We start from the raw sequence: 21,038 nt of genomic DNA, 5'->3' as shown, positions 1-21,038 counted from the left end.
CCTTTCGACCGCGCTGCCGCGGGAATTCGGCTAGTGAAGGAGGCTTGTCGTGAAGGTCCTGCTCGCGCACACCCCGGAGATGCGGCGCAACTATTACGGCGATCGCAGCCTGAACGGCCTGCGGGCGGCCGCCGAGGTGATCCTGCACGAGAAGGATGAGCCGCTGGACGCCGCCGGCCTGGTGCGCGCAGCCAAAGACGCCGACATCATCGTCGCCGACCGCATGACTGAAGGGCGCGGCGAGATCTTTGCGCAATTGCCGCGTCTGCGGGCCTTCGTCCGCTGCGCCGTCGACATCCGCAACGTCGACGTGGATGCGGCGTCGCAAGCCGGCGTGCTCGTGACCCGCGCCGGGCCCGGCTTCGTGCAGGCCGTGGCCGAGCTCGCGCTCGGCTTCATGGTCGATCTCTCCCGCGGCGTGTCGCGGACCACCGCAGATTACCAGGCAGGCCGCAAGCCGGAAGCACGGATGGGCCGCCAGCTCGCCGGCAGCCGGATCGGCATCATCGGCTACGGCAGCATCGGGCGCTACCTCGCCGAGATCGCAAAAGTGCTGCGCATGGAGGTATTGGTCTCCGATCCCTTCGTAACCGTCAGCGATGCCGCGATCCGGCAGGTCGGTCTCGACGAGCTCCTCGCCGCATCGGACTATGTCGTCTGTCTCGCCGTCGCCAACGAGCAGACTGAGAACCTGATCGGGGAGGCGGCGCTGGCGCGCATGCAGAAGCACGCCGTCTTCATCAATCTCTCGCGCGGCAATCTGGTCGACGAAGCCGCGCTGGCAGGCGCGCTGCGTGAGGGCCGCATCGCCGGCGCCGCCATGGATGTCGGCCGCGCACCGGACCAAATGCCGACGCCCGATCTTGCCAAGCTGCCGAACGTCATCGCCACGCCCCACGTCGGCGGCCTGACGCCGCAGGCCATCGAATACCAGTCGCTGGAGACGGTGCGACAGGTCGAGGCCATCGCGAGGGGAGAAATCCCGCAAGGCGCCGTCAACGCCGATCGCTGGGCGCGGCGGCCGTGAAGGGTCTTAGAGCCGGTCCACCGCCTTGAACGTCCCGTCCTTCTGGATCACGGTCAGGAATACCTTCGGCGGCGTGTCGAGCATGCGTGTGCCGACGGTGACGATGCTGCCGCTGATGTCGAAACGGCCGGTATCGTTGATGGCGCGCAGCAGGCTGGCGCGGGTCGGATTGGGGCCGGCCTTTTCCAGCGCCGCGGCCGCAAGCCGGCCGGACAGATAGCCTTCCAGCGACACGAAATCCGGTGTCAGCGCCGGGTCGAACGCCTTCTGGGCCGCCTGGTAGTCGGCGACGAGCTTGAGCGAGCGGTCCCAGGGAAACGGCACGACCTGCGAGACGATGACGCCGTCGCCCTCCGGGCCGAGTTCCGCGGCGAGCGCAACGGCGCCGACGAAGGAGATGTTGACGAAGGTTGGACGAGCGCCGCTGCGGTGGGCGAGCTTGATGAACTCCGCGCACGGACCATAGGTCCCGACCATGACGATGGCTTCGGGGTCGGCGCGCTTGATCATGCGCCAGGCCTGGCCGACCGCGCGGGTGTTGCGCTCGAAAGTGCCTTCGGCGGCGAGCTCGAGCCCGCGCTTGGCGAGTGCCCGCTTCACGCCGACAAGCCCGTCGCGGCCGAAGGAATCGTCCTGGTAGAAGATGCCGATGCGGGTGAACTTGCGATCCTCGGTGAGATGCTTGATCCAGGCTTCCGCCTCCGCGCCGTAGCTGGCGCGGATGTTGACGACGTTCGGAAGCTCGAGATCGCGCAGGAACTCGGCGCCGGTGAACGGGCCGATGAAGGGCACGTTCCTGGAGCTGGTGATCGGTATCGTCGCCATCGCGGTCGGCGTGCCCACCGCACCGATCAGCGCGAACACCTTGTCTTCGTTGATCAAATGCAGCGTCTGCGCCACCGAACGGTCGGGGTCGTAGCCGTCGTCGCGGCTGATGAGCTGGAGCTTGCGGCCGTGAATGCCGCCCTTGGCATTGACCTCGGTGAATGCGGCGACGATGCCTTGCCGCATGCGCTGTCCCAGCGCGGAGGACGGGCCTTCCAGCGCCGCGGCCTGGCCGAACAGGATTGCATCCTCGCTGATGCCGGCCTCGTTGCCCCTCGCAACCAGCGTGGTCGCGGCCAGAAGCGCGATGGTCAGAACGACGGATCTCGCTGATCGAATTCGATGCATCGGGAGGCTTGCCGGATCCTTGAAAGAAACCTTGCGCAACATAGCCTTGCGAGGCTGAATAGCTCGCTAAGCGCCACGGCGCAGAGAGGCCGTATTACACCGGGGAAAACCGGCAACTTATGTCGAGAAAGCCGGGATCGCTCGTGCACTTCGTTAACTAATTTCCGCATTGCGGTACGACTGGTTTCCGAAATTGTGCACTTCTTAACCGCCGTCTTGTTCCGATAGCGGCACTGGCACCTCAACCAGAGGTTCGGTTCGTCGCGGACAGGGGACGGCGGCTTCAAGATGGGCGGTCGCGATCAGAACGATCAGGATCGGAGACGTAGAGGCGGATGGTGGCGTGCCGCGCCGCTGCTCGGGCTCTATCGTCCTGCGCTCGTCGCGGTCGGCGTCGGCCTGCTGTTCTCGATCGTGGGCGCTGCCGCCGTCGCGCGGTGGGAAGATCGCGTCAACAGGATCGAGTTCGAAAACGCAGCCGAGACCCAGGCGATCGTCCTGCAGAACGGCATGAACGAGTACATATCGAGACTTCTCGCGCTGCGCACGTTGTTCGAATCGACCAACGAAGAAGTCACCCGCAGCGAATTCGAGACCTTCAGCGCCCGCCTGTTCGAGCGTCACCCCGGCATGCTGCGCATCTCCTGGTTGCCGCGGATCAACCGCAAGGAGCGCGCGGATTACGAGGCCGCGGCGATCCGGGACGGTGTGTCGAGCTATCACATCAAGGCGCTGCAGGGCGAGAGCTTCGTCATCGCGCCGCAGAGTGACGAATATTTTCCGGTGTTCTACTCCACTCAGCCGAAGACCTCGTCGGTCTACGGCATGGACTACACGACCGTTCCGGAGCGACGGGCGGTGCTGGAGCGCGCGCGCGACAACGATCGCGTCGCAGCCATGCGCACGCGCCTGTTCGGGCCGAAGGACAGCGACCGGCCGTCCTATGTCCTCGTCGTCGTTCCCGTCTACGCCAAGGGAACCTCGCGCGAGGAGATCGCGGACCGGCGCCGCAATATCGCCGGCGTCGTGGTCGGCGTCTTCGACCTGCCGCTGCTCATCCAGTCCATCCGCGTGACCACCGGAGCCAGCCCCGCGGTCAGCATGACGGTCTTCCCGCCGTACACGGCGCAGATCGTCAGCCTCGAGCAGATGCTGCCGGATTATGCGTCGGCCGCCTCGGCGCTGCGGTCGATGCGGGACATCGCGCGGACCCTGCACTGGTCGGGCAGTCTCAAGATCGGCGACACCGATTGGCAGGTGCGGGCGGTTCCGACCGCCGGCGGTCCGCTGGCGACGACTTACGACCGCGCGGTTGCGGTCCTCGTCGTCGGCATGCTGCTGACGCTGTCGCTGTCGACCTATCTGATGCTCGCCAGCCGCAATTCGCGGCGGCTGTCGCTGGCGAACCGGCGCGTGCTCGAGCTTGCCCAGACCGACATCCTCACGGGATTGCCGAACCGCGCCTTTTTCCTCACCCGGCTCGACGAGATGAACGGCAAGTTGAGCGTGAGGGGCGAGCCCTTCGCGATCCTGATGCTCGACCTCGACCGCTTCAAGAACGTCAACGATTCCCTCGGCCACGCGGCCGGCGATGCGCTGCTGCGCCAGGTGGCGCAGCGGCTGAAATCCGCGCTGCGCGCCAACGACGTGCTGGCGCGGCTCGGCGGCGACGAATTTGCCATCATCCAGCAAGCCGGCGAGGACCAGCGCGCCTGCTCGACCGATCTGGCGGCGCGGATCGCCAAGCTCGTGAGCGAGCCGTTCCTGCTGCCCGGACACCGCGTCGAGATCGGCACCAGCATCGGCATCGCGATCGCGCCGGATCATGGCAGCGATCAGGAGCAGCTCCTGAAGAAAGCGGATCTCGCGCTCTATCGCTCGAAATCGGCCGGCCGCAACTGCTTCACTGTTTATGATGAGGCGATGTCGGCCGAGCTGGAGGCCCGCAACACGCTGGAAGGAGATCTGCGCGACGCCATCGCGCGCTGCCAGCTGGAGGTGCACTACCAGCCGTTCGTCGATGCCCTCAGCGGCGAACGACGCGGCTTCGAGGCGCTGGTGCGCTGGCGGCATCCGACGCGCGGCCTGATCCCTCCGGACCAGTTCATTGCGCTTGCGGAGGAGACCGGGCTGATCGTGCCGCTCGGCGAATTCGTGCTGCGGCGCGCGTGCGCGGACGCAGCCGGCTGGCCTGCCGATCTCATGATCGCCGTCAATCTGTCGCCGATCCAGTTCAAGGAAGCCGAGCTGTTCGACATGATCTGCGCGGCGCTCGCCGATTCCGGCCTGCCGCCGCAGCGGCTCGAGATCGAGATCACGGAATCCGTGCTGCTGGAGCGCGGCAGCGAGAATCATGCCTTCATGGAGCGGCTGAAGCAGCTCGGGGTCGAGCTCGCGCTCGATGATTTCGGCACCGGCTATTCCTCGCTCAGCTACCTGACCGCGTTCCCGTTCGACAAGATCAAGATCGACAAGTCGTTCATTCGCAATCTGACGCAGCAGCCGCGCTCTTCCGCCATCATCTCCTCGATCGTGACGCTGGCGCGCGGACTGGACATGTCGGTCACGGCCGAAGGCGTCGAGACGCCCGAGGAGTTCGACCGGCTGAAGGCGCTCGGCGTCAATTTTGCGCAAGGCTATCTGTTCGGCCGGCCGCATCCGATCGAGCGGATCCTGTTCGACGCGCCGGTCAAATCCTCACGGCTCGACGCCGCCTGAGCGCGCCGCTCAAGCAGTATTTAGGTCGTCATGCCCGGGCATAGCCGTCCGAAGGACGGCGTCGCTTCCGCTCGCCTATGTCCCGGGCATCCACGTTCTCCGTCCTGCGTCGCGAGACGTGGATGGCCGGGACAAGCCCGGCCATGACGCTGCGGGAGCGTCTGCGCCCCGCTCAAGAGGCATGCGCGAAAAGCGCTTGACCCGGACATCCCCGGATGGTCCGAAGAACCGTCTAGGGATGAAACAAGCACACAACATGCGGCTTCCGTTCTTCTACGGCTGGATCGTCGTCGCGGTGACCTTCGTCACCATGGCGATCGGGGTCAACGCGCGCACCGCGTTTTCGCTGTTCTTTCCGCCCATCATTTCCGAGTTCGGCTGGGAGCGCGGCGTCACGGCGGGCGCCTTCTCCTTCGGCTTCGTGGTGTCGGGCGTGGTCAGCCCGCTGATCGGCCGCCTGATGGACCGCGCCGGCCCGCGCGCGGTGATGGAGCTCGGGGTCGTGCTGATGGGCGGCGGCCTTTTGCTGGCGCCGTTGACCAGCGCGCCGTGGCACCTCTATGTCACCATCGGCGTCATGGTCGGGGCCGGCAGCGTCTGTCTCGGCTATTCCGGCCAGTCGCTGTTCCTGCCGAACTGGTTCATCCGCAAGCGGGGCTTCGCCATCGGCATCGCTTTCGCGGGCGTCGGTATCGGCTCGGTGACGCTGCTGCCATGGGTGCAGCACATGATCGAGCAGACCGGCTGGCGCACCGCCTGCACCGCGATGGGCCTGCTCGTCCTGATCGCGCTGGCGCCGATCAACCTGCTGCTGCACAAGCGCCCCGAGGACATCGGGCTCCAGCCGGACGGCGATGCCGCCCCCGCCGCAGGCGCGGCAAGCCCGGTCTCCAACGTGGTCGATCACGTCTGGGTCAACACCGACTGGACGCTGCGGCGCGCCGTCGCGACCGCGCGGTTCTGGTGGATCGCGCTCGGCTATTTCTGCGGCCTGTACATCTGGTACGCGGTGCAGGTGCACCAGACCAAATTCCTGCTCGATGTCGGCTTCAGCCCCGGCGTTGCGGTGTGGGCGCTCGGCATGGTCAGCCTGCTCGGCATTCCCGGCCAGATCGTGCTGGGGTACGTCTCCGACCGCATCGGCCGGGAGTGGGTGTGGGCGATCAGCTGTGCAGGTTTCGTCGTCTGCTTCGCCGCGCTGATCGCGCTGAAATATCAAGCTTCGCTCTGGTTGGTTTACCTGATGGTGTTCACGCAAGGCGCGCTCGGCTACGGCCTCACCTCGATCATGGGCGCGGTGGTGTTCGAGATCTTCCAGGGCAGGCACCAGGGCAGCATCTTCGGCACGATCATGCTCGCGGCGCTGGCGGGCGGTGCGGCCGGACCGTGGCTGACCGGCGTTCTCTATGATCGCGCCGGCGACTACACGCTCGCTTTCGCCCTCGCCATGGTCGTGAGCGGGGTGTCGGCGCTCGCGATCTGGCGGGCGGCGCCGGGCAAGGTGAGGGCCGTGGCCGGTCGGCTGCACAAGCTCAAAACGGCATCCGAATAGCTCCAGTACGCTTCAAGATACCTTCGGCGTTTTCGCGAAGCGTTAATCATGCCGCCTCTTGGCGCAGCGCGCCGGAATTGCAAAAACGTCTTGGACACCATCGGCGCGTTAACCTCTCGCCGATTGCCGCATTTCCCGATGCCGCTGGTCCAGACGATGCCCGCCTCCGATCACCTTGCGACTGAAATTCCTGACGTGCTGCGCGCCGCGCTCGAACGCGCCGACGATGGCATCGTCATCGTCGATGAGCGCATCGCATTACCCATTTCAACCCCGCCGCGGAACGGATCTGGAAGCTCGCCGCCGCCGAGGTGCTCGACCGCGATGCCGCCGTCCTCACTCTCAAATGTCTCCAGGCCGGCGCGACCGCGGATTTCCGCGAGGAGATCAGCCTCGTGCGGCACGACGGCAGCCGGATCAAGGCGCAGATCGCGATGTCGTCGGCGACGGTCGACGGCGCGACCCATCACATCGTGTTCGCACGCGACGTCACCCTCGATGCCGAACGCCGCGCCAGGATCGCACTTCTCCACGCGGTCTCCGACCAGACCAACCGCGTGGTGATCATCACCGACGTCGAGCAGAACATCGTCTACGTCAATTCCGCGTTCACGGCGCTGTTCGGCTACACCAGCGAGGAGGCCGAAGGCCGCCGCGCCGGCGAGCTCATTGCCGGCCGCCACACCGATCGCAAGGCGATTGCGAAGCTCGTCAAGCGGCTGATGCATGGCGGCCAGCGCGACGAGGCCGAGGTGCTCGTCTACGACAAGGATGGTGAGGAGATCTGGGTCTCTGCCCGGATCGATGCCTTCCGCGACAAGAAAGGCCGGGTCAAGCACATCTTCGCGCTGCTCGAGGACATCACCGAATCCCGGCAGCTGCGCTCGCTGCAGCAACTGATCATGGCGGCGCTCGCCGACGAGGCGCCGATCACCGAGATTGCCGATCGGCTGTGCCGCCGTGTCGAGCAGATCGCGCCCGGCGTCGTCTGCTCGCTGCTGCACGTCGATGCCGCCGGCTTGCTCCATCCGTTGGGCGGCCCGAGCTTGCCCGAGGACTATTCCCGTTCGCTCGACGGCATCGCGATCGGTCCCGAGGTCGGCACGTGCGGAACCGGAGCCTTCTACGGCATTCCGGTTCTGGTCGCCGACATCGATGCCGATCCGCGCTGGCAGCCCTACAAGGCGCGGCCGCTCGAAGTGGGCTTGCGCGCCTGCTGGTCGACGCCGATCAAGGCCAAGGACGGCCGGGTCATCGGCACCTTCGGCTTCTATTATCGCGAACCGCGGGCGCCGAGCCGATGGCACCGCCAGATCGTCGATGCCTGCGTCAACCTCGGCGCGTTCGCGATCGAGCGCAAGGAGGCGCGCGCCGAAATCGCGCGGCTCGCCTATCACGACATGCTCACCGGCCTGCCGAACCGCGCGCAGCTGCGCCACCTGATCACGACCGCGATCAATGCCTGTCCGACCGGAGGCCATGTCGCGCTCGCCTTCCTTGACGTCGATCATTTCAAGGACGTCAACGACACGCTCGGCCACGCCGCCGGCGACGAGCTCTTGATCCTGCTCGCGCAGCGCCTGCGCGAGCAGATCGGTCCCGACGACATGCTGGGACGGCTCGGCGGCGACGAGTTCGTCATCCTGCTGCCGGGGCGCAATGCCGAGGCCGCTGAGCGCATCGCGGCCGGGATCACCGAGGCCCTGTCCGCACCGTTGCGGCTTGGATCGAAGCTGATGCCGATGTCCGCCAGCATCGGAATCAGCCTCTATCCCGATCACGCCACCGACATCGACACATTGATGCAGCAGGCGGACGCCGCCATGTACATGGCCAAGCAGGCCGGACGCTCGACGCATCGCCTCTTCAGTGCCGAGATGAACGTGCTCGCGGAGCAGCGGCTGGCGCTGATCGCGGCGTTGCGCCGCGCCGTCGCGGAAGGTGTGCTGAGCCTCAGCTACCAGCCGCAGATCCGCAGCTGCGACGGCGCGATCCACGGCGTCGAGGCGCTCGCGCGCTGGCGCGATGCCGTGCTCGGCGACGTCTCGCCGGCAAAGTTCATCCCGCTCGCCGAGGAATGCGGGCTGATCGAGCAGATCGGCATGTGGTCCGTGCGCGAGGCCTGCCGTCAGATGGCGAGCTGGCGCCGCGCCGGGCTCAACATCCCCTGCGTCTCGGTCAATCTGTCGCCGATCAATTTCCGCAACGTCACGCTGGCCGCGCGGCTCAAGGACATCCTGGCCGAGCACGATCTGCCGCCGGATGCGCTGATGCTGGAGATCACCGAAGGCGCGTTCATGCAGGACGGCGCCGCGGCGCTGGAGACGATGAACGCGATCCGCGAGCTCGGCGTCGGCCTCTCGGTGGACGATTTCGGCACCGGCTATTCCAGCCTCAGCCGGCTCGCGCATCTGCCGATCCGCGAGCTCAAGATCGACCGCAGTTTTATGCGCGACATCGAGCGTGACGCTGGCGCGCTCGCGATCGCCACCGCCGTGATCCGGGTCGGCCAGGGCCTCGGCATGAGCGTGGTCGCCGAGGGGGTCGAGACCGAGGGGCAGCGCAACACGCTGGCCGAGCTCGGCTGCGACATCGTCCAGGGCTTCCTCTACGCACCGCCGCTGCCGCCGGTCGCCTTCGAGCGCTGGCTGATCGAGCATTGCGCCGAGCAGGCGAGGGCGATGCTGGGGCGGCTGGACCTTGTGGCCCAGGGCGAGATTGCCGTGAAGCGGTCGGCGTAGCCGCTTTGAGTAATATTGCCCAACGGTAGGAACGCATCAGCGACCGGCGGCTTGGTCTCCGTCAGGGGACGCCGCGCGATACTCTGTTTGCACACTGCACGAGCCCGATGAAAAGAGCGGAAAGCAGCGCCACCGCAGCAGCGGCAGGGTTTCGACCTTCACAACCGCAGCTCAAGGCGATCGCGGCATGGATGGCCTGTCAGAGCGACAGGCCCAGCCTGTCCGAGGCAATCGGCCGCTTGGTGGAACTGGGGCTTGCGGTGAGCGCCGATCCGGATCGCCAGAAGCAGCGCGCTCGCAAGATGGCCGGCGATGCGATCGATCGGATGGGCGACACAACGACGACGGCGGAGGATAGAGCAATTCGCAAGCGCGATCTGCTCGATGGACCCAAGGAGTTCGATCGGGTACGAATAGATCGGTCCAGGCGCAGCAAGCCGATCCCGGAATAGGGCGGACAACAAAGCCGCCGACAGCGGCGGACTTCTAGTCACCAGCGATAGGAGGACGAGCAATGCGACGGCATTCCCAATCGCGTGCAGCGACCGAGGCGAACAAGCTCTTCAAGCAGACCGCGACGAAGCCCGCGACCGACTATGAGAAAGCAGAACGGGTCTTCCACGACAATCGAGAGCGACTGAAGGCTGAACGGTTGGCAAGGGAGGCTGAACGGCGAGAACGGTCCGAGAGGACGAGTTAGTGCCGCAGTTCTACTTTGATATCTGGGATGGTGAAGCGCTCGTCGTAGACGAGGAAGGTCTCGATTTGGCCAGCCGGCGGGCCGCGGAGATCGAGGCGGCGATGTCTCTTGCCGACATTGCCAAACAGCGCGAGCCGCTCGCCAGCAGCGACGGCCTTGCCATCAATGTTCGGGATGCGGATGGTCCTGTCCTGACAGCGACATTCGTCTACGAGAAAGTCAGGCCGGTCAATTGAGATGGCCAATGAGATCGTCAAGAGTGCTCGCGCTCGCGTGTAACGCTAGAGCATCGAAAGCACGACAATGCCTTCCTCAAGCTCCCCTGAAGCCAGGCGCGCCCGCGCCATGCGCTCGAACTCCGTGCGATGCTTCTGTAGATAGCTGAAGGCCTGCTTCTGCGTGTTGAATGTCGTTGCAAGCCGGCACATCTGCCGATTTGCGCCGGACGCGAGAAAGAATGTGATGGTTCCGTGATCTGGCTTTATGCGAGGCACGATCTGCACTCTCCGGCATGGGATCGGCACTTCAGATTTCGCCGGCGGCGTTGAAGACGGCTATCGCGCCAGCTTCCTTGTCCGCTTCTTGAGCTTGGGCACCGGCAAAGTCGATCGAAGAGCTGCATCGACAGCTTCCCTAGCCTGGCGCGCCTCTCGGAGTCGGGCCATGTTCTTGCGAACCTCGATGGCTTGCCTTTCCACGTCCTCCAATGCCCGCGCGCCCTCTTCAGCGGCCAGGCGCTTGCGATCGGAACGCGCAATGCTTTCGGGTGACGGCTCTGCCGGCCTCTTGCTGCTCATCGTTCACCCGATCCGCAAAGACTAAACCCGCTCAATCCTGGGATTGAGCGGGCAATGCAACCGTTTCAGTACATCCGTGAAACGGCGCAACGATCTCAAGCCAGCGAGAGGTTCTCGGCGCTGGCTTTGCCTCGCATCTTGTCGGTCTTGATCTCGAAGTTGACCTGTTGGCCTTCGCCGAGACCGGCAAGCCCAGCCCTTTCAACGGCGCTGATGTGAACGAACACATCGTTGCCACCGTCGTTTGGCTGGATGAAACCGAAGCCTTTTTGGCCGTTAAACCACTTGACTGTACCTGTCGTCATTTTTCTTCTCCAAAGCGCGCGAGCGCATCCCGCGCGACAATCGCGCGGTTACCTTCAACTTCGTCGATGTCTTTGGAAAAGGAGCCCGCGGGCGCATTCAACAAGGCACAGCGGCTAATCGAACAACTTCAATATATACAACTTTCGCGCATTTGCAAGGAGCGAAGCCAGTTTGTTTGCTGCGATGCCGCTTCTTCTGTTCCGCGGCGCTTGTCCATCGATCTGCGAGCAAGGCGTTATCGATTGACAGCGCAGCACGACAATGGTCACGTGACGCCACCAAGCTGCTCGCCGTGACAAGCAGATCGGCTCGTCCGAAGCCGCGACCAATGTCGCGGCTCACTATCCTCACACATCGCAATGAAGCTCCTGCGCAATTGGCTGCGCTGCAGGACGTGTCGCATTCGCAGCCCGAGCCAGGAGGATCAATTGCACGTACTCGTCAGAGACAACAATGTTGAGCAGGCACTGCGCGTTCTCAAGAAGAAGATGCAGCGCGAGGGCGTCTTCCGGGAGATGAAGCAGCGACGGTCCTACGAAAAGCCGTCGGAGAGAAAGACCCGCGAGAAGTCCGAGGCCATTCGCCGCGCTCGCAAGCTGGCTCGCAAGCAGGCGATCAGGGAGGGACTGCTGCCCGCGCCACCGAAAAAGAAGCCTTTCGAACGCAAGCCGCCCTTGCCGGAGATCAAGGCAAGGCCGGAGTAGCAACGATCTGCTTTTCCGGATCTCACGCCATGCCGCGTCAGGCATCACGCAGCAGAAAAGCTCGACCAGGCTTCGCGGGCTGTCTTCACTAGGCCGAGATCCTATCGCCTGAAATCGATGCCTCGCAGCACGATGCCCGGCGGAGTGCCTTCGAATTCTGTGGCGCGATACTTGCTCGCAGCACATGCTTCGATGCGATCGCGTAGACGGGCGAACTGGGCTTCCCGCTGCTCGGGCCTGACTTGCGGTCCCTGCTCGAGATCGTCCATCGCCGAGGTCGAAATCGCGCAAGGAATCTCCCGGGCGCCGTCATGCATCGAGAACCGCACGATCATCCGCTCGTACTCATGGCCGATAAAGCGGCCGCTCGTCAGTGTCATGGCCTACTCCATTGCCCGTCGCTCGCGCCGGCATGAATGCAGGCGGCCGTCGCTCGGCTCAGCCGTCCCCGGACAGCCGTGCGAAATCATCGAACAGCGCCGACACCAGCGCGCGGTGGCGCGTGTCCTCTGCCGGAAGACTTGCAGCATAGAGGTTGAGCAGATGGCGCGCCTTCACCGCGGCTTCCTGCCAGGAAGCCGCGGGCACCGTCATCATGCGGTGCTCGAGATCGGCCTCGCGCTCGCGCAGCTCCCGGGCATGGGCCTCGACCTCGCCCAACGCGCGGCGCAGGTCGGTGGCCTTTTGCGCGGCCATGCCACGGTGCTTGTCGAGATCGACGGGCCGGTCATTCACTGGCGATGCTCGCGTCCGCTGCTTGCGCGTCAGCAAGATCGACAGAGCCGATCGACAATACCTCCACGGTACCGCGCGCGCCTTCGGCGGGCACGGTGATCATCGTGGCAATCCGGCGATAGGCGGCGAAAGACAAGCCGTCGATCGTCTCCTCATCCGTGACGACCTCGTAAGCGCCCGCCGGCAAGATGCGCGCGACGCCGCGGATTTGGAACGGATGTCTGAAGATGACGGTCTCTCGCCGCGAGCGGATGGTCATGCACGCTGCCTTTCGCAAGTGAAGCCCCACCGGTGCCGGCTGCTGCGACCATGCGCCTTTGGCGCGGCAATAGCCAGCACTATCGTCTGCACGCTGGCGAACGCTGGTTGCGACGGTGCGAGGCCGAGCCCGTGGCGCATTTACTGCTCGCTATTGGTTCGGCGTGAGCGTAGGCTCGTTGCCATCACCGCGCTTATCAACGGCATCGACCGGTGACTGAGGGTCACGTGTGCTCCCGCCGAAGGCTTCGCAGGGGCGTTCGATGTCGCGTGTCCGCATCTCGGAATGGATCGTGCCGCCGGTGATCGTTCCGCTGTTTCTTCTGCTTCTCGTGTGCGCCGCTGCGGTCATCAATGGCTAGGACAACACGCGTGCCGTATCTGGTCAGCGGCACCAACGAATACGGCAGCTCCAATCTCGGCCGCGGAACTGCGACGGTCGCGCTGCGTCTCGCGGAAAAGCTGCTGCGCGAGGGCTACATGGACGTCAGGGTCTGAACTCCGCGCGGCCGTGTCCTGCAGCCGAATGAATTCGACGAACTCAAACCAACAAGGGAAAGCGACATGGCAAAGGGCCAGCAACGCGGCAACCGCGAAGCCAAGAAGCCGAAGAAGGAAAAGGCCAAGGTGATCGCCGCGGCCCCGTCCCGCAAGGAAGTCGCCTGGCAACCGGATTTCGGACCCGCAAAGAAGAAGTAACGAGGAGCTGTCGCCGAGCAGGCGGTGAAACAGCCCAAGCAAGGCAAGCCCGGCCATGACGCTGTGGAGACAGTCGGTGCTGCGCTAGGCCGGGGCCAGTCCCGTCCGGCGCCGGAGATCCGTGATCGCGCGCAGGAAACTGTCGGCGGGCGTCGTCTCGGGGTCGATCAGCCGGTGCAGGCGAAAGCCGTCTTCCAGCGCGAGCACGACGGAGGCGATCCAGGGCGGGTTCAGATTGACGTTGCGCCCGTTGCTCTTCGATGTCGCTTCGATGATGTCGGCGACCAGCCTGCGCCGCGCGCGCAGGCGTTTGGCAAGTTCCGGGCGGCGCTTTTCGGCCCGCGCCACGAACAGGATCATCTCCATGTGCAGCAGGGGCGAGCGGCCGAGCGGATCCTGGCGGCTGCGGTCCATCGTCTTCAACGCCGCGATGAAGTCGTCGAGATTGTCGTGCTGCGCCAGGATGTCCATGTTGCGCCGGATCGACTGCGCGACATGGTCCTCGAGCATGGCGATGATCAATTCGTCCTTGCTCTTGAAGTTCGAATAGAACGCGCCGCGGGTGAAGCCCGCCGCCGCCGCGATCGCCTCGATGCTGGCGCCGCCGATGCCGTCCGCCTCGAACACGCGCGCGGCCGCCTCGAACAGCGCCTCGCGTGTGTCGTCCCTGGTCGGCCTGGTTCTCACCCTTGACATCGGCGCAGCTTAGGGCAGAATGCAACTCGATACAACAATGTATCGAGTTGATAATTTACAGGGATGGTTACGCTGGGCGATGGGGGCAGCCTTGCGTATGCGTGTCGTGCGGCAACCGATCCGAGGTCACCATGAACGAGCAAGTGCAACCCGCTGGCGGACCGCTGTTCAACCCGCTCTCGCCGGATTTCATCCGCGATCCCTATCCGCACTATGAACGGCTGCGCACCGTCGATCCGATCCACGTGACGCCTTTCGGCCAGTACGTCGCCAGCCGGCACGCCGAGGTCAGTCTCGTGCTGCGTGACAAGCGCTTCGGCAAGGATTTCGTCGAACGGACCACGCGCCGCTACGGCCCGGAGATCATGAAGGAGCCGGTGTTTCGCAGCATGAGCTACTGGATGCTGCAAGCCGATCCGCCGGACCACACCCGCCTGCGCGGCCTGGTCGTGAAGGCCTTCACCGCCCGCCGCGTCGAGGACATGCGACCGCGAATCCAGGAGATCGTCGACCAGGCGATCGATGCCGTGATCGAGCGCGGCCACATGGACCTGATCGAGGATTTCGCCTTCCGCCTGCCCGTCACCATCATCTGCGACATGCTCGGCATCCCCGAGGAGCATCGCGAAGTGTTCTACAAGAGCTCGCGCGACGGCGGACGGCTGCTCGACCCCGTGCCGCTCTCGCCGGAGGAGATCCGCCAGGGCAACGCCGCCAACTTGATGGCGCAGATGTATTTCCAGCAGCTGTTCGAGCTGCGCCGCAAGAATCCCGGCGACGACCTCATCACCCAGCTGGTGCAGGCCGAGGAGGACGGCAACAAGCTCACCAACGAGGAGCTGACCGCCAACATCATCCTGCTGTTCGGCGCAGGCCACGAGACCACGGTCAACCTGATCGGCAACGGCCTGCTCGCGCTCCACCGCAACCCGGATCAGCTTGCGCTCCTGAAAGCGAAACCGGAGCTGATGACGAACGCGATCGAGGAGTTCCTGCGCTATGATTCCTCGGTGCAGATGACCGGGCGCGTCACGCTGGAGGAGATCGAGGACCTCGGCGGCGTGACGATCCCCAAGGGCGAGACCGTGCTGTGCCTGCTCGGCTCGGCCAACCGCGATGGCGCGGTCTACCCCGACAGGCCCGACCGGCTGGACGTCACCCGGGCGAACGTCAAGCCGCTGTCGTTCGGCGGCGGCATCCATTTCTGCCTGGGGGCCCAATTGGCGCGGATCGAGGCCGAGATCGCCATCGCCACGCTGCTGCGGCGGCTGCCGGATTTGCGCATCGACGACATCGAGACCCCGGAATGGCGGCCGACCTTCGTGCTGCGCGGGCTGAGGCGGCTGCCGGCGAGCTGGTGAGGGGGCTTGCGCGTTAACCTCCGCGCGCAACAGTCGCTGTGACTTCGCCATACTTCCCCCTATATAAGGGGCTGTTCCGGCGCGCCTGAGGCTCTCAGCTTCGGCCCAGGCCGGTTTGGCCGAGGGGAGACCCGTGCAGACGACGCTGCTCGGATTGGCGATTGCCTTCATCATTGCGCTGCTGGCCGCGCTGATCGGGCCTTACTACATCGACTGGAACCAGTTCAGGCCCCAGTTCGAGGCAGAGGCCGGCAAGATCATCGGCGTGCCGGTGCGGGTGGCGGGCGAGCTCGATGCGCGGCTGTTGCCGGCGCCGACGCTGCGGCTGCGCGGCGTCACCTTCGGCGGCAACAACGATCTCGGCCGCCTGCGCGCCGACAAGCTCGATGTCGAGTTCAGCCTCGGCTCCCTGATGCGCGGCGAATGGCGCGCCACCGAGCTTTCGGTCGGCGGCATGGCGGTCGATCTTGGTCTGGACGCGCGCGGACGGGTCGATTTACCCTCCACCGCGAGCGGCACCTTCAACCTGGCCTCCCTCGCCATCGAGCGGCTGAACCTCACCGGCCGCATCGCCTTGCACGATGCCGCCAGCCGCTCGACGCTGGAATTAAACGACATCGCCTTCTCCGGCGACGTGCGCTCGCTCGCTGGCTCGGTGCGGGGCGAGGGCAGCTTCACCGCGCGCGGCGTGCGCTACCCGTTCCGCGTCTCCTCCGGTCCCAGCGCCGACGGCAGCGCCACCCGTCTCCACCTCAACATCGATCCCGGCGAGCGCGCCATCCTCGCCGATCTTGAGGGCGTGCTCGCCTTCGATAATCGCCAGCCGAAATTCGAGGGCGCGCTGACCCTCGCCATGCCCGCGGCCAGGAAGGCGGGCGAGGCGGGACCGACGCCCTGGAAGCTTGCGACCAGGCTCAAGGCCGATCCGGCCGGCGCGAAATTGGAGCAGATCGACGCGAGCTTCGGCCCGGAGGACACCGCGCTGAAGCTCGGCGGCGTCGGCGATCTCAGGTTTGGCGAATCGCCCTTGCTGCGCGCGGTGCTGTCGGCGCGGCAGGTCGATGCCGACAGGCTGACCGCCAAGGATGATGCCGATCCGCAGCGCGTCCTGCCGGCGCTGCGCGCAGGGCTGGCGGCGATCCCGCAGGTGCCGATCCCGGCTCAGATCGAGTTCAATGCCGATCAGATCATGCTCGGCGGCCGTCCGCTTCAGAACATCGCGACCGAGCTTGCGACCGACGGCCGGTCCTGGACCTTCCGGCGGCTCGAGCTGCGCGCGCCCGGCATGACGCAGGTCTCGCTCAATGGCGCGGCTCCCGGCGCCGACAGTTTCAGCGGCCGGCTCAGCGTCGAATCCCCGGATCCCGACACGCTGGTGGCCTGGCTGCAGGGCCGCAGCGAGATCACCCGCCGCAGCACGCGGCCCCTGCGTCTTGCCGGCGACGTCACCATCGCCGCCAATCATCTGGCCATCGACAGGCTGAAGGCCGACATCGACGGCGGCGCCGTCGAAGGCCGCATCGTCTTCGTGCAGACAGGCGCAAGCAAGGGCTCGCGGATCGATGCGGACCTCAGGGCCGACCGGCTCGACCTCGATGCCGCCGCGAGCTTCGTGCGCGCGCTGGCGGGGCCGCAAGGCGAATGGCCGGAAGAAGCAAAGCTCTCGCTCGATATCGGCCGCGCAATCTCCGCCGGCCAGGAGCTGCGGCCGTTCGCAGCCAGGCTCGCCTACAGCCCGGCGTCGCTGTCGCTGGAGCAGCTGCGCTTCGGCCAGGGCGGCGGCGTGACCTCGGAGGCGAGCGGCAGCTTCGACCGCACCAAGACGACCGGCAAGCTCGCGCTGAAATCCTCGGCCAATTCGCTGCGCGAGCTCACCGCGCTGGTCGAGCCGTTCGCGCCCGCGCTGCGCGCGCGCCTCGATGCGCTCCCGTCCTTGCCCGGCGCGACCCGTCTCAAGCTCGATCTCAGCCTCGACAAGAACGCCGAGCATGCCGATCGCAGCAATGCCCGTGTCGTGCTCGACCTCGACGCACCGCAGCTCAAGACCACGGCGACCCTGGCCGCGCAGACGCCGGCGGCCGCCATCGGCGGTATCGACCTCGAACGCCTGCGCAACAGCGACTTCACGCTGGACGCGAAGGTCGCGGCGCCGCAGGCCGGCGCCTTGTTGGCACTGCTGGGGCTGGACCGCATCGTGGCCGCGGGCGAGGGCGCCTCGCAATTCGAAGGACGGTTGAGCGGAGCCTGGCGCCGTCCCTCGCAATTGAACGCAAAGCTCAGCGGCGGCGGGCTCGATGCCGACGCGCAAGGCAGCGTCGAATGGTCGGAGCCCAAAACGTCCGAACCCAAATCGTTCGAGCCCAAATCGTTCGAACCGAAGGCGAGCGTGAACCTGCGCGTGCGCAACGCCAATCTGGCGCCGCTGCTCGGGACCAGCCCGGCCGGCAAGTCGGCGCAGAACGTCAGCCTGTCCTCCCGCCTCACGCTCTCCGGCAATCGCCTGACCTTCGGCGATCTCGACGGCAATGCCGCGGGCTCGCATCTGCGCGGCCATGTTTCGGTGACGCTCGGTCAGGACAAGAGCATCGACGGCGAGGTCGGTCTCGACTCGCTCGATCTGGCGCCGGCGCTCGCAATCGCCGTCGGCGCAGCAGGTCGTGAGTCCGGCGAGCCGCTCAGCGCAGGATTGGTTAGCGGCTGGCGCGGCCGCATCGCCTTCCAGGCCTTACGCGGAATGTTGCCCGGCGGCATCGAGCTCCGCCCCTTCGGCGGCACGATCCGGAGCGACGGCCAGTCGCTTGCGTTCGATGCGCTCAAGGGCGGGGTCGGCGGCGGCGAAATGTCCGCAAGCCTGGACGCGCGCAATGGCGCGGGTGGGCTTGCGCTGAACGCGCGCATCGAGCTCGGCAATGTCGATGCGGCGGCGCTGCGCTATCGCGACCTCGCCCTGCCCAAGGGACGCGCCTCGGTGCAGGTGGCGCTGACCAGCCAGGGCCGCAGCGTCGCGGCCTTGACGGGTGCGCTCGCCGGCAACGGCACGGTGACGCTCGAATCCGCCGAGATCGCCGGCCTCAATCCGCGTGCGTTCGAGATCGCCATCCGCGCCAGCGACGGCGGCCAGGTCAATGACGACAACCGGCTGCGGCAGCTCGTCGAGCCCGCGCTGTCGGCGGGGCGCATCGCGGTGCCCTCGGCGCAGATTCCGTTCACGATCCGCGACGGCCGCCTGCGCATCGGCGCAACGCCGCTGGAAGCGAAGAACGCCCGCGCCATCGTCTCCGGCGGCTACGACATTCCGGCGGACCAGGCCGACATCCGCGCCAGCCTGACGCCGATCATGACCGGGCTTTCCGGCGCCCCGCCCGAGATCCAGCTGTTTGCGGCAGGCCCGCCCGACAGGCTGAGCCGTACCATCGACCTCGCACCGCTGTCGTCATGGCTTGCGGTGCGCACGATCGATCGCGAGACGCGGCGGCTCGACGCCATCGAGCGCGGCGAGCCGCCGCCGGCCACCGCTGCGCTGCCGACGCTGGTGTCCCCAGAGATAGCGACCGAGCAGGCGCCACCCAACGTGCCGCTGCCGGGCCAGGACCCGCGCCGCGCGCCGGCAAAGCCCAGGGTGGCGCCGACCCCGAAAGCTCCGCAGGCCGCGCCCGCCGCGCCCAGCCCTTCACTGACGAGCCCGCCGCTCGCGAGCCAGCAGCTCGCGCCGCTCCCTCCAGCCATCGACGTGAAGCCCGCCCCGGGCCCGCCGCCCGCCAAACCCAGGCCGAAGCCGCCGCTGGTGCTGACGCCGCAGAATCCGTAGACAGCGCTATCTAAAGCGCTCCGTTGCCGATGCTCATCATGCCCGGGCTTGTCCCGGGCATCCACGTTCTTTGTGCCATGCGGCAAGGCGTGGATGGCCGGGACAAGCCTGGCCATGACGCGGAGAGGTTTCAGTGCCCAAAGCTTCTCGGCTCTTGCACAACAGTAAATCCATTCCCTCGCATTTGACGGAATTTTCGTCGGCAAAACTGATTTGCCGACTTTACTGAATTCTCGCGTTTCACCTCTAGCGTGGGTTCCCAGAGGAATTCGGCGTCGCGCCGCGAGCGGCGGGACGGCTCGCCAACGGGCTGCCAAGAACTGGGGTGATCGAGATGAACGGGGCGAAATCGCTTCTGCAGGATCTGGACGACGCGATCGCGCGCGGCACCGACGAAAGCCGGGCGCGTGCATTGTGGCATGCGACCGACATCCTGATCACCGGCCGCTACAGCGACGACGAGATCAGCATGTTCGGCGAGGTGATCGGCCGGCTCGCCGACGAGATCGAGGTGGCAGCGCGCGCGCAGCTCTCCGAAGTGATGTCGGCCTGCGATCACGCCCCGCTCAACGTCATCGAAAGGCTCGCCCTCGACGACGAGATCGCGGTTGCCGGTCCCGTGCTGCGCGATTCCAACCGCATCGACGAGAAGATGCTGGTCCAGAGCGCCATGACCAAGGGTCAGGCGCATCTGCTGGCGATCTCGCAGCGCCAGTCGATCGGCGAAGCCGTGACCGACGTGCTGGTCAAGCGCGGCAACCAGGAGGTCGTGACCTCGGTCGCCAGGAACGAGGGCGCGCGCTTCTCCGGCTCGGGTCTCTTGCACATGGTCCGCCGCGCCGAGGGCGATTCGATCCTTGCCGAGCAACTCGGCCTGCGCAAGGACGTGCCGCGCCACATCTTCCAGCAGCTGATCGCGAAGGCCTCGGAAGACGTCCGCCGCCGCCTCGAGACCGAGCGGCCCGAGATGATGACACAGATCCAGAGCTCGGTGACCGAGGTCACGGGCGATCTCCAGTCCAAGTTCGGCCCGTCCTCGCGCAGCTATTTCGTCGCCAAGCGCGTGGTCACGACGCAGTATCGCCAGGGCAATCTCAATCAGGATTCGATCTCGAACTATGCCCGCCAGCACCGCTTCGACGAGGTGCAGATCGGCCTGTCGCTTTTGTCGGCGCTGCCGGTCGACGTGATCGAGCGCGCGTTGATGGACCGCAACCGCGAGATGATCCTGGTGCTGTGCAAGGCGCTCGACTTCTCCTGGGACACGACGATGTCGCTGTTGTTCCTCGGCGCCAAGGATCATCTGATCACGGCGCGCGAGCTCCAGGACAACGAGCGCGAGTACGGCCGGCTCAAGATCGAGACGTCGCGCAGCATTCTGAAGTTCTACCAGTCGCGCAAGACCGGCGCGGGTGCCGATGCGGGCCGTCAGCCCGAACTTCAAGTCCACTGACAGGTCCACTGAGGAGAGGGGAGTACCTGCAATGTTACCTCAATTCGGCACCGCCGTTCGCAAGAAGAATCTCGCCAATGCCGGCGCTACCGATCTCGGCGGCGCAGCTCCGGACAAGGCTTCGGTCGACGCCGCCTGGCTCGTTCTGGAAGCCGCCAACGACCTCGGCGATCACGCCGCGGTGGACGCCTGCCGCCGCGTCATCGACGCCGAGCTGAACGGCACGGCGGCCCGCAGCGCCGATGTCGATCTCGTGATGGGATATTTCCGGTAAGGATCCGGAGATCGCCCGAGTCTGGCGCGCAGCGTA

Annotated in this window: 20 protein-coding genes and 1 pseudogene; 13 read left to right on the top strand and 8 right to left on the bottom strand. The window is 66.0% G+C overall.

Features of this window, described 5'->3' with window-relative positions; translation table 11 throughout:
* Window positions 1–49: 49 nt before the first annotated feature.
* Complete coding sequence (locus I6F17_RS26275) at window positions 50–1,027, top strand: hydroxyacid dehydrogenase (protein ID WP_225131708.1); 978 nt, start codon at window positions 50–52, stop codon at window positions 1,025–1,027.
* A gap of 6 nt (window positions 1,028–1,033) precedes the next feature.
* Here I6F17_RS26275 and I6F17_RS26270 read toward each other — a convergent pair whose 3' ends face one another.
* Window positions 1,034–2,200 (bottom strand): ABC transporter substrate-binding protein, encoded by a 1,167-nt coding sequence (locus tag I6F17_RS26270; protein ID WP_225131707.1) that lies wholly within the window; start codon window positions 2,198–2,200, stop codon window positions 1,034–1,036.
* 288 nt (window positions 2,201–2,488) lie between these two features.
* Here I6F17_RS26270 and I6F17_RS26265 point away from each other — a divergent pair, with 288 nt between their 5' ends.
* The 5 genes and pseudogenes from I6F17_RS26265 to I6F17_RS26240 all read left to right on the top strand — a co-directional run bounded on the left by I6F17_RS26265 (window position 2,489) and on the right by I6F17_RS26240 (window position 10,147).
* A complete protein-coding gene (locus tag I6F17_RS26265; protein ID WP_225131706.1) occupies window positions 2,489–4,918 on the top strand; it encodes an EAL domain-containing protein in 2,430 nt (809 codons plus the stop codon).
* 256 nt (window positions 4,919–5,174) lie between these two features.
* Window positions 5,175–6,470, top strand: a complete 1,296-nt coding sequence (locus I6F17_RS26260; protein ID WP_225131725.1) for an MFS transporter — start codon at window positions 5,175–5,177, stop codon at window positions 6,468–6,470.
* Between the two features lie 156 nt (window positions 6,471–6,626).
* A pseudogene (locus tag I6F17_RS26255) lies at window positions 6,627–9,211 on the top strand (EAL domain-containing protein).
* A gap of 107 nt (window positions 9,212–9,318) precedes the next feature.
* A complete protein-coding gene (locus tag I6F17_RS26250) occupies window positions 9,319–9,663 on the top strand; it encodes a hypothetical protein (RefSeq protein ID WP_225131705.1) in 345 nt (114 codons plus the stop codon).
* Between the two features lie 247 nt (window positions 9,664–9,910).
* Window positions 9,911–10,147 carry a hypothetical protein gene (locus I6F17_RS26240; RefSeq protein ID WP_225131703.1) on the top strand — a complete coding sequence of 79 codons (237 nt, stop codon included), beginning with the start codon at window positions 9,911–9,913 and terminating at the stop codon, window positions 10,145–10,147.
* 45 nt (window positions 10,148–10,192) lie between these two features.
* On the opposite strand, the gene I6F17_RS26235 is transcribed toward I6F17_RS26240, so the two are convergent.
* The 3 genes from I6F17_RS26235 to I6F17_RS26225 all read right to left on the bottom strand — a co-directional run bounded on the left by I6F17_RS26235 (window position 10,193) and on the right by I6F17_RS26225 (window position 11,013).
* Window positions 10,193–10,414 (bottom strand): hypothetical protein, encoded by a 222-nt coding sequence (locus I6F17_RS26235; RefSeq protein ID WP_036006506.1) that lies wholly within the window; start codon window positions 10,412–10,414, stop codon window positions 10,193–10,195.
* A 51-nt stretch (window positions 10,415–10,465) separates the two neighbouring features.
* Entirely contained in the window at window positions 10,466–10,708 is a 243-nt protein-coding gene (locus tag I6F17_RS26230) for a transcriptional regulator (protein WP_225131702.1), read from the bottom strand.
* 95 nt (window positions 10,709–10,803) lie between these two features.
* Window positions 10,804–11,013, bottom strand: a complete 210-nt coding sequence (locus tag I6F17_RS26225) for a cold-shock protein (RefSeq protein WP_036006545.1) — start codon at window positions 11,011–11,013, stop codon at window positions 10,804–10,806.
* A gap of 429 nt (window positions 11,014–11,442) precedes the next feature.
* On the opposite strand from I6F17_RS26225, the gene rpsU reads away from it, so the two are divergent.
* Window positions 11,443–11,718 carry a 30S ribosomal protein S21 gene (gene rpsU, locus I6F17_RS26220; RefSeq protein ID WP_025038058.1) on the top strand — a complete coding sequence of 92 codons (276 nt, stop codon included), beginning with the start codon at window positions 11,443–11,445 and terminating at the stop codon, window positions 11,716–11,718.
* 101 nt (window positions 11,719–11,819) lie between these two features.
* Here the strand turns inward: rpsU and I6F17_RS26215 are convergent, their stop codons facing one another.
* From I6F17_RS26215 to I6F17_RS26205, 3 genes are read right to left on the bottom strand one after another with little or no spacing between them, the layout of a single operon-like run.
* Window positions 11,820–12,098, bottom strand: a complete 279-nt coding sequence (locus I6F17_RS26215) for a DUF1488 domain-containing protein (protein WP_036037411.1) — start codon at window positions 12,096–12,098, stop codon at window positions 11,820–11,822.
* Between the two features lie 58 nt (window positions 12,099–12,156).
* The gene (locus I6F17_RS26210) at window positions 12,157–12,453 is read right to left on the bottom strand and encodes a hypothetical protein (protein ID WP_036006516.1); all 297 of its coding nucleotides are present in this window, start codon (window positions 12,451–12,453) and stop codon (window positions 12,157–12,159) included.
* Window positions 12,446–12,712 (bottom strand): hypothetical protein, encoded by a 267-nt coding sequence (locus I6F17_RS26205; RefSeq protein ID WP_225131701.1) that lies wholly within the window; start codon window positions 12,710–12,712, stop codon window positions 12,446–12,448. The genes I6F17_RS26210 and I6F17_RS26205 overlap by 8 nt, the downstream gene beginning before the upstream one ends.
* A gap of 371 nt (window positions 12,713–13,083) precedes the next feature.
* Between I6F17_RS26205 and I6F17_RS37805 the strand changes: the two genes are divergently transcribed.
* Both I6F17_RS37805 and I6F17_RS37800 read left to right on the top strand, forming a co-directional pair.
* The gene (locus tag I6F17_RS37805; RefSeq protein ID WP_276573291.1) at window positions 13,084–13,209 is read left to right on the top strand and encodes a hypothetical protein; all 126 of its coding nucleotides are present in this window, start codon (window positions 13,084–13,086) and stop codon (window positions 13,207–13,209) included.
* A gap of 66 nt (window positions 13,210–13,275) precedes the next feature.
* Window positions 13,276–13,410 carry a hypothetical protein gene (locus I6F17_RS37800; RefSeq protein ID WP_276573290.1) on the top strand — a complete coding sequence of 45 codons (135 nt, stop codon included), beginning with the start codon at window positions 13,276–13,278 and terminating at the stop codon, window positions 13,408–13,410.
* 84 nt (window positions 13,411–13,494) lie between these two features.
* Here the strand turns inward: I6F17_RS37800 and I6F17_RS26200 are convergent, their stop codons facing one another.
* Window positions 13,495–14,106, bottom strand: a complete 612-nt coding sequence (locus I6F17_RS26200) for a TetR/AcrR family transcriptional regulator (protein WP_128263106.1) — start codon at window positions 14,104–14,106, stop codon at window positions 13,495–13,497.
* A gap of 131 nt (window positions 14,107–14,237) precedes the next feature.
* Here I6F17_RS26200 and I6F17_RS26195 point away from each other — a divergent pair, with 131 nt between their 5' ends.
* From I6F17_RS26195 to I6F17_RS26180, 4 genes are all read left to right on the top strand, one after another.
* On the top strand, window positions 14,238–15,467 hold the full coding sequence (locus I6F17_RS26195; protein WP_036037420.1) for a cytochrome P450: 1,230 nt from the start codon (window positions 14,238–14,240) through the stop codon (window positions 15,465–15,467).
* Between the two features lie 133 nt (window positions 15,468–15,600).
* Window positions 15,601–19,275, top strand: a complete 3,675-nt coding sequence (locus tag I6F17_RS26190) for an AsmA-like C-terminal region-containing protein (protein WP_225190451.1) — start codon at window positions 15,601–15,603, stop codon at window positions 19,273–19,275.
* A gap of 334 nt (window positions 19,276–19,609) precedes the next feature.
* Window positions 19,610–20,728, top strand: coding sequence for a DUF2336 domain-containing protein (locus tag I6F17_RS26185; RefSeq protein WP_225131743.1), 1,119 nt, complete (start codon window positions 19,610–19,612; stop codon window positions 20,726–20,728).
* Between the two features lie 31 nt (window positions 20,729–20,759).
* Window positions 20,760–21,002 (top strand): hypothetical protein, encoded by a 243-nt coding sequence (locus tag I6F17_RS26180; RefSeq protein WP_036037436.1) that lies wholly within the window; start codon window positions 20,760–20,762, stop codon window positions 21,000–21,002.
* The last annotated feature ends 36 nt before the right edge of the window (window positions 21,003–21,038 follow it).

The sequence above is a fragment of the Bradyrhizobium sp. NBAIM18 genome, from assembly GCF_020193825.1.
GTDB lineage: Bacteria > Pseudomonadota > Alphaproteobacteria > Rhizobiales > Xanthobacteraceae > Bradyrhizobium > Bradyrhizobium yuanmingense.
The sequence above is the reverse complement of the archived record's forward strand: the minus strand, read 5'-3'. Positions and strand labels throughout refer to the sequence as shown.